The organism is Rothia sp. HSID18067, from assembly GCF_003989445.1.
Lineage (GTDB): Bacteria > Actinomycetota > Actinomycetes > Actinomycetales > Micrococcaceae > Rothia > Rothia aeria.
The window spans coordinates 83,720-96,046 of sequence record NZ_RBMF01000003.1 but is presented as its reverse complement, the minus strand read 5'-3'; the positions used below and the strand labels follow the sequence as shown (position 1 = coordinate 96,046).

The following is a 12,327-nucleotide window of genomic DNA, read 5'->3' as shown; positions in this document are numbered from 1 at the left end:
TAAGTACACCCTCAACCAAATATCCGATAGAGTAGAACCGAGAGAAATTTAGAGCGTGACAGCGCGCCCTCTCAGGGGCGTAAAACACGTCGAATAGTAACTCACCAGACCAAGCCGCCGCACCCTAAAACGGCGGCACCACTTCGACGAAGAAGGACACCTGTGGACCTTTTCGAATACCAGGCGCGCGATCTCTTCGCAAAGCACGGTGTACCCGTGCTCAAGGGCATTGTTGCGACCACTCCCGAAGAAGCAAAGGCAGCAGCTGAGGAAATCGGCGGCCTGACCGTCATTAAGGCTCAGGTTAAGACCGGCGGCCGCGGTAAGGCTGGCGGCGTGAAGCTCGCTAAAAACCCTGACGAGGCATACGAGCACGCTCAGCAGATTCTTGGTATGGATATCAAGGGTCACACCGTTCACCGCGTGCTGGTCGCACAGGGTGCTGACATTGCTGAAGAATACTATTTCTCGATTCTGCTTGACCGTGCAAACCGTTCGTACCTTGCCATGTGCTCGGTCGAAGGCGGCATGGAAATTGAGCAGCTCGCCGCTGAACGTCCCGAGGCTCTCGCCAAGGTTGAGGTAGACCCGCTGGTGGGTATCGACTCCGCTAAGGCGCAGGAGATCGTTGAGGCCGCCGGGTTCTCCGCTGAACTGCAGCCCAAGGTGGTTGAGGTTCTCGTGAAGCTGGGCGATGTCTTCAAGAAGGAAGACGCAACCCTTGTTGAGGTTAACCCCCTCGTGCAGACCCCCGAAGGCGATATTCTGGCTCTTGACGGCAAGGTCTCTCTCGACGATAACGCGGAATTCCGCCAGCCCGATCACGTGGCGCTTGTCGATAAATCCGCCGAAAACCCGCTGGAAGCTAAGGCTAAGCAGCACGACCTGAACTATGTGAAGCTCGACGGTGAAGTTGGTGTTGTCGGCAACGGCGCCGGTCTGGTGATGTCTACCCTGGATGTGGTGGCATACGCTGGCGAAAAACACGGCAACGTGAAGCCCGCCAACTTCCTCGACATCGGTGGCGGCGCATCCGCTGAGGTTATGGCTGCGGGCCTTGAGATTATTCTGGGCGATGAACAGGTTAAGAGCGTTTTCGTGAACGTTTTCGGCGGTATCACCTCGTGCGATGCTGTGGCTGAGGGCATTGTGAAGGCGCTTGAGATTCTGGGCGATTCCGCAACTAAGCCGCTTGTGGTGCGGCTGGACGGCAACAACGTGGAGGAAGGCCGCCGCATCCTCTCTGAGGCAAACCACCCGCTTGTGGTGCAGGCAACCACCATGGATTCAGGCGCCGACAAGGCAGCAGAGCTCGCTAACAAGGCGTAATCGCCACCGAAGGATTTATAGGAAAAAACTATGTCTATCTTTGTGAACAAAGACTCTAAGGTCATCGTTCAGGGCATCACCGGCGGCGAAGGCACCAAGCACACCGCTCGTATGCTCGCAGCCGGCACAAACATTGTGGGCGGCGTGAATGCCCGCAAGGCTGGCACCACCGTTACCCACAAGGCAAAGGACGGCTCCGATGTTGAGCTGAAGGTTTTCGGTACTGTTGCCGAGGCTATTGCCGAAACCGGTGCGGACGTTTCGATCGTTTTCGTGCCGCCCGCCTTCACCAAAGCCGCCGTGCTGGAGGCTATTGAGGCTAAGATCGGTCTGGTCGTCGTCATTACCGAGGGCGTGCCGGTGCAGGATACCGCCGAGTTCTGGGCTGCCGCGAAAGCTTCGGTGGACGAGAACGGCAAGCAGATTACCCGCATTATCGGGCCGAACTGCCCCGGCATTATCACCCCTGAGGAGTGCCTGGTTGGCATTACCCCGGCGAATATCACCGGCAAGGGCAAGATCGGTCTTGTCTCCAAGTCGGGTACCCTCACCTACCAGATGATGTTCGAGCTCGCCGACATTGGGTTCACCACCGCTATCGGTATTGGCGGCGACCCGATTATCGGCACCACCCATATTGACGCTCTGGAGGCTTTCGAGGCTGACCCGGAGACTGAGGGTATTGTGATGATTGGTGAGATTGGTGGCGACGCGGAGGAGCGTGCCGCCGAGTACATCAAGGCGAACGTCACCAAGCCCGTGGTCGGTTATGTGGCTGGCTTTACCGCTCCTGAGGGCAAGACCATGGGCCACGCTGGTGCGATCGTTTCGGGTTCTTCGGGTACCGCTCAGGCGAAGAAAGAGGCCCTGGAGGCTGCTGGCGTGAAGGTTGGCAAGACCCCCTCCGAGGCCGCTAATTTGATGCGCGAAATCTTCGCCAACAAGTAGCATCCCGCCCGGTTCGGGCAGCTAATAAGACCCCCGGCGGTGCGAGTATTACGCTCGCGCCGCCGGGGGCTTGTGTATTTGGGATAGAAAATTTATCGAAAAGAGCTGAAGGAACCTACCCCAGCGTAGTGCCGAAGGCTAGACCCAGCAGGTAGGTGATGCCCGCCGCGCCCAGTCCAATGAGGATTTGGCGCAGCCCGCGGCGCATCGGGGAAGACCCCGAGAGTAGGCCCACAATACCGCCGGTGAAGCCCAGCGCCATGGTGACGAACAGGAGCGAAAGCGCCATCGCCCAGACGCCGGAAAGCCCGAAAATATAGGGCAGAATCGGCACGAGCGCCCCGGATGCGAAGAAGCTAAACGATGCCGCCGCCGCGCCAATATCCGTACCCAGTGCTACGTTTTCTTCCTCGCCTTCCTCATTCGCACGGTGTGACAGCGACGGGTCGCAGTCGCAGTCGAGGTACCCGAAACGTTCCAGCGCGCGGTGATGCGCCGCCTCCTCATCCATACCGCGTGCCCGGTAAATGAGCTCAAGCTCGTTCGCATCAATATCAAGGTCGCCCGCCACGCGCAGGGTCACCTGGGTCGGCTGGGATGCATCCAAAAGTTCGCGCTGGGAACGCACCGAAACGAACTCGCCCGCCGCCATGGAAAGCGCGCCCGCGAGCAGCCCGGCAATCCCCGAAAGCAGCACCATAGAGCTGGATGCGCCCGAGGCCGTGATGCCAATCGTTAGCGCCAGATTCGAGACCAGCCCGTCGTTCGCGCCGAACACCGCCGCGCGGAAGTTGCCGGAGAGTTTTTCGCGCCCGCTGGTGGCTAGGGCGCGAATGATTTCTTCGTGAATAGCCTCGTCAGCCGCCATTTCTTCGGTGGCGTCCGGGTCTTCGGCGTAGGGGGAGCGGGATTCGGCCATTTGCGCCATTGCCAGAATAAAGACCGACCCGAAATGCTTCGCCATGAACTGCAAAAATGCGGATGAGAGCGACGGGCGGACGGGTTTGCCAACGTGTTCACCGAGCATGTCGCGCCAGTGCTGTTGGTGGCGTTTCTCAGCCTCGGCAACCTGCATCAGAATCTCACGGTCTTTACCTTCGGTGCGCTGGGCCAGGTAGCGGTAGATGCGCGCCTCCGACTCTTCATCGGCGAGGTAGCGCCGCCACCGCCGGATTTGCGCTTCACTTGGCTGGGTGACGGGGTGGTGCCGTGCCGGTACATGGTCAAGCGCTCCTGTGCGTGCCGCCGTTGGGGAAGGGGCTGAGTGTTCGGGGTTGCGGCATGCGGGGACATCCGGTGCGGTGAACGCCTGCGTGGTGATGGGCTCTCGCCGGTTTCTACCGGGTGTTGCCTGGGCGGGGGAGTGGTTGTTGCTGCCGGGTGCTTCGGGTGTGTGTTTGCGGGGCTCGGGTGACATGGGGTGTCTTCCTCAGGGTGGCTGGTGCGTGCAAAACACTAGAATAGACGGGCGCTGGGCGAAAATCTAGGTAAACCCGACCGGGTGCTGATGTTCGCCGGGCCGAAAAATGCGGGCAGCCGTCACCATGCTGATCGGGCTTATTCGCCTAAGTGTCGCACCCACCTGCGCCCGCACTTCTGCCGGAATATGCGGCGCATATGGTTATGCCGTGGCTGGTGGTTCCCAGGCAGCAGGCGTGAGGGGTGGCAGCAAAAAGGGTGGGTGCTTTCCCCAGTTAGGGGAGGGCACCCACCCGGTGAACCTATAGGGCTCAGAAAGGCTGCCTGTTAGGAGATTTCGCCTGCGCTGTTCTCTAGGAATGCGCGAATGAACCACTGGAACTTCTCCAGTTCGGCGGTCTGGCCGATCAGCAGGTCTTCGGTGATGGGGTCAACCTTGCCCGCAAATTCGATAGCCTTGCGCTGCTCCTTGATCACGCGGGTGTACACCTCGTTCAGGGCGTGCAGGTGGTCGGTGACGCGGGCACGGCCTACGGGATAGTCTTCGTGGCTGCGCGCTGCGACTAGGGCACCTGCGAGGCCGTTGGGGGTTGCACCCAGGGTTGCCATACGCTCTGCGATGTCGTCTACGAAGTTACGCACAGTATCAACCTGCGGGTCGATCATTTCGTGCACGGCGATGAAGCCGGGGCCGGTCACGTTCCAGTGTGCGTGCTTCAGGGACAGGTGCAGCTCGTTCAGATCGTGCAGGCGGCTCTGCAGAACTTCCGAGATTTCTTTGCCCTCGTCAAGGGTAAGACCGGGTGCGGTGTATTTTGCGAATGCCATAGTGACGACTCCTTAATGCTGTGTAGATGCCCGCCCGGTGGTTATCGTGAGAAAACCCGGTCGGTACGTTGATATTAGTAAATCATTTTTAGACCGTCCCGTCAAGATTATTCTTATTTATTCATAATAAGCATTGCTTGATATGACGCCTTGAAAACCCTAAGAGTTTGAGAAAGCTAGGCTAACCTCAAGACTAGCGTCCGAGCGCCTTAAACACGCTCAGCTCCAGCTCCTCATGCCGAAGACGCACATCCCCTAAACCGGCGGGAACCTCAAGCTCACCGGGGACTACAATCACCTTCATGCCCGCATCCGTAGCGCTGCGCACCCCGGAAGGGGAATCCTCAATCGCCACGCACTGGCTGGGATCCACACCCAAACGCTGTGCCGCTAAAAGATACGGCTGCGGGTTTGGCTTCGGGTGCGTGGTCTCATCATTACCAATAACAACCGAGAACGTTCCCTCAGGGGCGGCATCAGCCGTGCGCTGAGCCACCGCAGTCGTAGCATTTGTAACTATTGCCGCCGGGATACCCGCATCACGAACCTGCACCAGAAAACGCTCAATCCCGGGCAGAAACTCCACCGGAGAATCCGCCAATGCCGCACGCACCTTACCCACCAGCCGATCATTAATCTGCTGATCCGGCAGGTTCACCCCGCGCTCACGTAACCTATCCAGCGTGAACTTCATGGAATAACCCAGGCAATCCAGGGTGTCCTGCGCGGTCCACACACCACCAAACTCCGCCGCCAGCTCAACCTTCGCGGCTGCCCACACCGGCTCAGTATCAACCAGCGTGCCATCATGATCAAAAAGAATCGCCTGAGGAAAATCCCCCTGAATATTACTGCTCATGCCATTAAGCCTACCGGGCATTTCTAGGCCGCCCGTATGACAACATCCTCAATCGTCACCAGAAAATCGGTACCCGCATTCAGTGGGTCTCCCGCAATATCGAGCAGAGCATCGGCAACGTCCTCACGGGCAATCGTTGGGATACCCGGAACATGCGCAACACTCGTCACGTCAACCACCTTCGCCCCGCCCTTACCAGGCTCATCTGTGAGCCTGCCCGGCAACGCCCGCGAAATATACGGCTGATACTTAGCAACCATAGCGTCGGCCTTCGCGCGGTCCCTAAAAATACTGCGCATAATGGTCTTGCATGCCACACGCATGAAAAAAGATGCGCTCCGTACCGTATCACCCACCCCGTAGGCGCTCATAAGAACACAGTGCGGTACACCCGCACCCACCACCGCCTCCATAATGAGCGGCAGGCGCTTCTGCATGAACTTGGTCGATAGAAACTCCCGTACCGTAGCTTTCTGCCCCAGGATGCTAACCATCACATCCTGCCCGGAAGAAATCGTGTCAAGCTGCTCGGAATCGTTCAGGGCACCTGGAACAATAATGAGGTTCTGGTGCGCTCCCAAAAGCGCCACCGCCTTATCGGGGTTACGCACATAGGCGGTGACCGTGTGCCCCTCCTCTAACGCTTTGCGGGTGAAAAGACTTCCGGTGCGACCGCTCGCTCCTAAAACCAGTATTTTCATGTAGGCTCCCATTATTTATCGGTGTGGTTGGTATGGGTTTAACGTGGTTGGTGTGGGCACCCGCAAGCACCCAATGTGCTCAGTATAACAATAAAGTTTTTGGCTAAAGTTTAGGTTTATGTGGGTTTTACTGCGGAAAAACCACTGACATGGTGAGTGCTGCCCCAACCCGGGGCGCAAACCGTTTAGGATGGCACAGTGAACGAAAAATCAGAGCGCTCCGGATCGCACCCGCACGTAAACTCATTGGCTGCACGCACACCTGCCGTCATACAGGTTGCAGCCCTCTACGCCGCCTACCCCATGGCGTTTGTCTCTGCCGCCTGGATTACCGTAGGCCGTGCCCTCTTCGGTGCAGCCGGTGACCTTGTACCTATTTTTGCTATCTCATTCGGCCCGGCGCTCGCGCTCATACTGTGCCTGGCGGCCCGCTGGGCCTTTGCGGATGCGCGCCGCGCTGTCGCGGCCGCAGAGCTCACCCGCCCCGCCTGCCGCTGGGGTGTGGCGATTGCGCAGTCTACCTGCTGGGTGCTCGCATTTCTCTTTGGGATGTTCATTCCCGACTACCGTGCCGGGGTGCCGGTGTCAGGAATGGGTGCGCTTGTGGGCGGCGAGTACGTGGGGTATGCGGCAGGGTTCGGTAACACCTTCGGTATTCTGACGTTCGCGGCCGCTATTACTGCCGCCGCGTTGGCGTACAGTGCGAACCGGCGTGGGGCGCGCCTGCAGCAGGGTGTTACCGACGAGGTTTTGGAGGAGCAGGCGCGACAACAAAGCCCGTATGACTTCCTGGACTGAGACCTAGTCTGATCCTCTTATCCCGCGCCCTAAAAAGGCTCTTGATGCGAATAAAGCGTATTTTTCGCCGATTTATTCGCATCAAGAGCCTTTTTTAGCACTGAATTTTGGTCCCGAAAATCGGCAGTAGCCCCTTGCATCCAAACCTTGAGTGTAGTAGACTCAAGTTAGCTGTAAAAAGAAGGCGCAGGATGCGCCCCGCACAAGACGCGAAAGGATAAGATTTATGGACGCAAAATTCACCACCAAGAGCCAAGAAGCGCTCTCCGCCGCTAATATGAACGCGCAGACAGCGGGTAACCCCAGCATTGAACCTGCGCACATCCTCAAAGCACTGATGGACCAGCGAGAAGGCGTTGCCGTAGCGGTTCTCAAGGCCGCAGGGCTCGATATCGACGCCATCTCGGAAGCTGCATCCGCAGAGATTAAGAAGCTGCCGAAGGCATCTGGCGCATCTGTGCAGAACGCAAACTTCAGCCGCAGCGCCCTCGCCGCCATTCAGAGCGCACAGACCCACGCACAGAAATTCGGTGACACTTATATCTCCACCGAAATGCTGCTGCTGGGCATCGCAAGCGGCGATAGCGATACCGCTCGCGCGCTTGAAAACCTGGGCGCAACCGCCAAAGTCATCGAAGAGACCATTCCCCAAGTACGAGGAGACCGCACCGTGGATACCCCGGACCCCGAAGGCACCTTCCAAGCCCTTGAAAAGTACGGAACCGACCTGACCGCGCTCGCCCGCGAAGGTAAGCTCGACCCCGTGATCGGCCGAGACTCCGAAATCCGCCGCGTGGTGCAGGTGCTCTCACGGCGCACCAAGAACAACCCCGTGCTCATTGGTGAACCCGGCGTCGGCAAAACCGCCGTGGTCGAAGGGCTGGCGCAGCGCATGGTCTCCGGCGACGTCCCCGAATCCCTGCGCGGTAAAACCCTGATCAGCCTTGACCTTGGGTCCATGGTTGCGGGCGCTAAATACCGCGGAGAATTCGAGGAACGTCTCAAGGCTGTGCTTGAAGAAATCAAGAAATCCGAAGGCCAGATCGTCACCTTTATCGACGAGATGCACACCGTGGTTGGTGCGGGCGCATCCGAAGGTTCTATGGATGCGGGCAATATGCTCAAGCCCATGCTGGCGCGCGGCGAGCTGCGCATGATTGGTGCCACTACGCTTGACGAGTTCCGCGAGAACATTGAGAAAGACCCCGCCCTGGAACGTCGTTTCCAGCAGGTGTACGTGGGTGAGCCTAGTGTTGATGACACTATCGGTATTCTGCGCGGGCTCAAGGAACGCTACGAGGCGCATCATAAGGTGCAAATCTCGGATGCCGCCCTGGTTGCCGCCGCAGCACTTTCAAATAGGTACATTCCCTCACGTCAGCTGCCCGATAAGGCGATCGACCTGGTGGATGAGGCCGCATCGCGCCTGCGCATGGAGATCGACTCGGCCCCCGAGGAAATCGACCAGCTGCGCCGCGCCGTAGACCGCCTGACTATGGAAGAACTGGCCCTCAAGAACGAGACCGACCCGGCGTCGAAGGAACGCTTGGCGGCGCTGCGCAAAGACATGGCCGATAAGAAAGAACAGCTGGATGCGCTCAACGCCCGCTGGGAAGCCGAAAAGGCCGGTCTGAACCGCGTGGGCGATCTCAAGAGTGAAATCGACGAGCTGCGCTCGCGTGCCGAGGTGGCACAGCGCGAGGGTAACCTGGCGGACGCATCCCGCCTGCTCTACGGCGAAATTCCCGCCAAGGAGAAGGAGCTGGAGGAAGCTCAGCGCGCCGAAACTGAGGCCCATGGCGAGGCTATGGTCTCTGAAGAGGTCACGGCTGACGACATTGCCGAGGTTATCTCTTCCTGGACGGGTATTCCCGCCGGGCGCATGCTTCAGGGCGAATCTGAGAAGCTGCTGGAGATGGAGAAACGTATCGGTGAACGCCTGATCGGTCAGGAAGCTGCCGTGGTTGCCGTAGCGGATGCGGTTCGCCGCGCCCGCGCCGGAATTTCCGACCCGAACCGCCCGATTGGTTCCTTCCTGTTCCTGGGGCCGACCGGTGTGGGTAAGACCGAGCTTGCGAAGGCTCTGGCGGAGTTCCAGTTTGATGACGAGCACGCCCTGGTGCGTATCGACATGAGTGAGTACGGCGAGAAGCACAGCGTTTCCCGCCTGGTGGGTGCGCCTCCCGGATACGTGGGTCACGAAGAGGGCGGTCAGCTGACCGAGGCTGTGCGCCGTCGCCCCTATTCCGTGGTGCTGCTGGACGAGGTTGAGAAGGCTCACCCCGAGGTCTTCGATATTCTGCTGCAGGTGCTTGATGACGGTCGTCTGACCGACGGTCAGGGCCGCACCGTGGACTTCCGCAACGTGATTCTGATTCTGACCTCGAACCTGGGTTCGCAGTACCTGGTCGATCAGGAGATGCCGTTTGAGGAGCGCAGCGAAAAGGCGATGCAGGTGGTTCACCAGGCGTTCCGTCCCGAGTTCCTGAACCGTCTGGACGACATCATCATGTTCGAGCCGCTCTCTTCCGAGCATCTGGGGCAGATTGTGAACCTGCAGATTCAGGGCATGGGCAAGCGTCTGACTGACCGCCGCCTGACCCTGGATGTTACCCCCGCCGCCCTGGAGTGGCTGGGCTTGGCAGGGTACGATCCGGCCTTCGGTGCCCGTCCGCTGCGCCGCCTGGTACAGCGCGAGATCGGCGACCGTCTGGCGAAGGGCATCCTCTCGGGCGCCATTCACGACGGCGATACCGTAGAGGTGGATGTGAACCCGGATGTTGCAATGGACGGTCTGTCAGTGACCTCTAAGCGGTAACGGGTAACGCAGCTCGCACAGATAATGCGCGCCGCACTGGGAAGTATCCCGGTACGGCGCGCATTCTTGCTAACAGATGAAAGGTGTTATGCCTGCTTGCGGCGGCGTGCCACCAGTACGACGGTGGTACCCGCTACGAGGGTGAACAGGCCAACCCCGGCAATGGTTAGCGCACCCGAAGCGCCGGTGCTTGCCAGCCTGCCGCGAGTGGTTGAAGCCGCCGAGTAGCTGCCCGTGCTGCCGGTTGAGGCGACAGTCCCGGAGGAAGAGACACGCGATGCGGAGCCACCCGAGTAGCTGCCGGATACCCTGGACTCGCACGCTACCCCGTCTTTGTCACGGTCAAGGTGGCCGCTGTAGTGTTCGCTGCCTGCCTTAATATTGTTCAGACCGCGGGCACGGGCTTCGGTGCAGTTATCAAGCTCATCATTGGTGGAGGTGTCAGCGGCTGCTGCCTGCTTGCCTCCGGTGGTGCTGGCGGTGCCGGAACCGGAAGTGCCGGTTGCTTTAGTCTCGCACCCCACCCCGTCCTTGTCACGGTCAAGGTGCTCACTGTAGTGCGGGCTGTTCGCATCAATATTGCTGAGTCCGCGCGCCGATGCTTCGGTGCAGTTCGTGGGGATTTCCCCAGCTACGGCCGAGCCCTGAGCGGCGGCGGCCAGGTGTTCCGCGTTTGCGGATGCGTTCGGCACGTTATGTTCAGCAGAGGAAGGGTCCTGCGCCGAATTGTTTGCTGCCTGCTCGCTCTGGCTGGGGACAGCGGAAGGCTGCACCGCAGGCTGCGGCTTGCCCGTCACCGCTGCGGAGGCGCTTGAAGCAGCGGGTGCCTCGGTAGTGCTCTGCGCGGCAGAGGCTGAGGAGCTGGGGGCCGCTTCGGTCGGTGCGGGCGCAGCGGAAGCAGCAGCCGTATCGGTGGGGGAAGCGCTAGGAGCTGCTGCCGCCTGGATTGTCACGGTTGCAGCGTCGCCGCCGCGGCGGGGATCCTGCTTATTGAGCGACCCGGTGAGCACCGTGAGGGTCACGGTCTGCCCGGGTTTGAGCCCTTCCTGCCAGGGGATGGTGCCCGCCACGTTGCCGTTTGCGTCGGCCTCAACACGCAGGTAGGGCTGTCCGCTTACGCCACCGCCATCAATTTTGAGGGCGAGTACCGAGGGTGAGCCGTCTTTGGCTTTGAACCCGGTGCCGGTGAAGCTTAGACCCTGCCCCACGGTCCAGGAGCTGGGGAAGGTGATGGTTGCCCCGTCGTCGTAGGTGTGGCTTGTGTTTGCTGCGGGTGCTACGGCGGCGGTGTTGGTTGCGGGTGCCGCGAATGCGGCGGGGACGGCGGTCGCGCCTACGAGGCTGAGGCTGAGTGTGGCGACGGCGCCAATAGTTGCGAATTTGTGATGAGTTGTCATACCTAAAATTCTATAGGCACCGCGTAGGGTAAAATGCCCGAAAAGACGCTTCGGGACTGTGGTGTACAACAGTATGGATACCCTATCTTTAAGCTGTTAGTTGAGGTTTACCCCCAGAAATTCTTTTCGTGCGCGGGTGAGCAGTGCGCGGTCCCAGCCGACGCACGGTCATTCCCGGTACGGATACCCGCAGCGTGCACGGTCATGGCGGGGCGCATCCTACAATGGGTGCAGTACATTCTTGAACGACGGCACACTGGGACGCAATGGATAAATGGACTGACACGACCGGATTCGATAATCACGAGATTGCCGCCGTGCACCGTGCCGCGATCCGTTCTATCCAGCGTGTTGTTGCCGAGACCGCCCAGCCGCACCAGCCTGAGGTTGCCCTCGAAGGGGTGGCTGGTATGCTTCGTGCAGGCCGGGTGCTTGCGCTCACCGGGGCGGGGGTTAGTACCGAATCCGGTATCCCTGATTACCGTGGCCCCGCCGGTTCCCTGCGTGAGCACCGCCCCATGACCTACCAGGAATTCCGGTATGATGACGCTGCCCGCCAGCGCTACTGGGCGCGTTCCTATGTGGGGTGGCGGCGCATGAAGGAGGCCAAACCTAACCGTGCCCACTATGCGCTGGTTGAGCTTGAGCAGCACGGTGCTGTTTCTGGGGTGATCACCCAGAACGTTGATGGGCTTCATGCCCAGGCGGGGAGCAGAAACATGCTGGCTCTGCACGGTGATCTCTCAACGATCATATGCCTCACCTGCGGGCACCGTGAGGGGCGGGCGAGCCTGGATATTCGTTTGGATGCCGCAAATCCCGGCTATTTGGCGCGTCTTGCGGGCACTGATTTGCGGGTTAACCCTGATGGCGATGTTGAGTTGGATAACGATTTCATCCGTGATTTTGTGATGATCGGGTGCATTGCGTGCGGCTCCCAGCGCCTTAAACCGGATGTGGTGTACTTCGGTGAATCTGTGCCCGCCGAGCGGAAGGAGCGGCTGCGGCATATGATGGCTGATTCGACTGCTCTGCTGGTGGTTGGTTCGTCGGTGGCGGTGATGAGCAGTTATAAGATTGTGTTGGATACGCTCAGGGCCAATAAGCCGGTTGCCGTGTTGAACGGTGGGCCGGGCCGGGCGGATGCGCGCGCCACCTATCTGTGGCGCACCAATGTGGGGGATGCGCTGGGCCAGCTGCTTGACCGGTTGCAGCTGTGAGCACCGTGGC

10 protein-coding genes are annotated in these 12,327 nt (G+C 59.8%); 5 read left to right on the top strand and 5 right to left on the bottom strand.

What is annotated here, in order from left to right:
• Nucleotides 1–162 precede the first annotated feature (162 nt).
• A complete protein-coding gene (gene sucC, locus D8M23_RS09160) occupies nt 163–1,329 on the top strand; it encodes an ADP-forming succinate--CoA ligase subunit beta (RefSeq protein WP_006887662.1) in 1,167 nt (388 codons plus the stop codon).
• 30 nt (nt 1,330–1,359) lie between these two features.
• Entirely contained in the window at nt 1,360–2,277 is a 918-nt protein-coding gene (gene sucD, locus D8M23_RS09155; protein WP_004005553.1) for a succinate--CoA ligase subunit alpha, read from the top strand.
• A 115-nt stretch (nt 2,278–2,392) separates the two neighbouring features.
• On the opposite strand, the gene D8M23_RS09150 is transcribed toward sucD, so the two are convergent.
• From D8M23_RS09150 to D8M23_RS09135, 4 genes are all read right to left on the bottom strand, one after another.
• A complete protein-coding gene (locus D8M23_RS09150; protein WP_126854537.1) occupies nt 2,393–3,694 on the bottom strand; it encodes a VIT1/CCC1 transporter family protein in 1,302 nt (433 codons plus the stop codon).
• Between the two features lie 329 nt (nt 3,695–4,023).
• Nucleotides 4,024–4,524, bottom strand: a complete 501-nt coding sequence (locus D8M23_RS09145) for a Dps family protein (RefSeq protein WP_006887621.1) — start codon at nt 4,522–4,524, stop codon at nt 4,024–4,026.
• A gap of 193 nt (nt 4,525–4,717) precedes the next feature.
• On the bottom strand, nt 4,718–5,383 hold the full coding sequence (locus D8M23_RS09140; protein ID WP_037237076.1) for an HAD family hydrolase: 666 nt from the start codon (nt 5,381–5,383) through the stop codon (nt 4,718–4,720).
• A gap of 23 nt (nt 5,384–5,406) precedes the next feature.
• A complete protein-coding gene (locus D8M23_RS09135) occupies nt 5,407–6,084 on the bottom strand; it encodes an NAD(P)-dependent oxidoreductase (RefSeq protein ID WP_126854536.1) in 678 nt (225 codons plus the stop codon).
• 198 nt (nt 6,085–6,282) lie between these two features.
• Here D8M23_RS09135 and D8M23_RS09130 point away from each other — a divergent pair, with 198 nt between their 5' ends.
• On the top strand, nt 6,283–6,882 hold the full coding sequence (locus D8M23_RS09130) for a hypothetical protein (RefSeq protein WP_126854535.1): 600 nt from the start codon (nt 6,283–6,285) through the stop codon (nt 6,880–6,882).
• Between the two features lie 226 nt (nt 6,883–7,108).
• Nucleotides 7,109–9,700 carry an ATP-dependent chaperone ClpB gene (gene clpB, locus D8M23_RS09125; protein WP_126854534.1) on the top strand — a complete coding sequence of 864 codons (2,592 nt, stop codon included), beginning with the start codon at nt 7,109–7,111 and terminating at the stop codon, nt 9,698–9,700.
• An 86-nt stretch (nt 9,701–9,786) separates the two neighbouring features.
• Here clpB and D8M23_RS09120 read toward each other — a convergent pair whose 3' ends face one another.
• Nucleotides 9,787–11,097: an excalibur calcium-binding domain-containing protein gene (locus D8M23_RS09120; RefSeq protein WP_126854533.1), complete on the bottom strand. Its 1,311-nt coding sequence runs from the start codon at nt 11,095–11,097 to the stop codon at nt 9,787–9,789.
• 266 nt (nt 11,098–11,363) lie between these two features.
• Here D8M23_RS09120 and D8M23_RS09115 point away from each other — a divergent pair, with 266 nt between their 5' ends.
• Nucleotides 11,364–12,317 carry a Sir2 family NAD-dependent protein deacetylase gene (locus D8M23_RS09115; protein ID WP_126854532.1) on the top strand — a complete coding sequence of 318 codons (954 nt, stop codon included), beginning with the start codon at nt 11,364–11,366 and terminating at the stop codon, nt 12,315–12,317.
• The last annotated feature ends 10 nt before the right edge of the window (nt 12,318–12,327 follow it).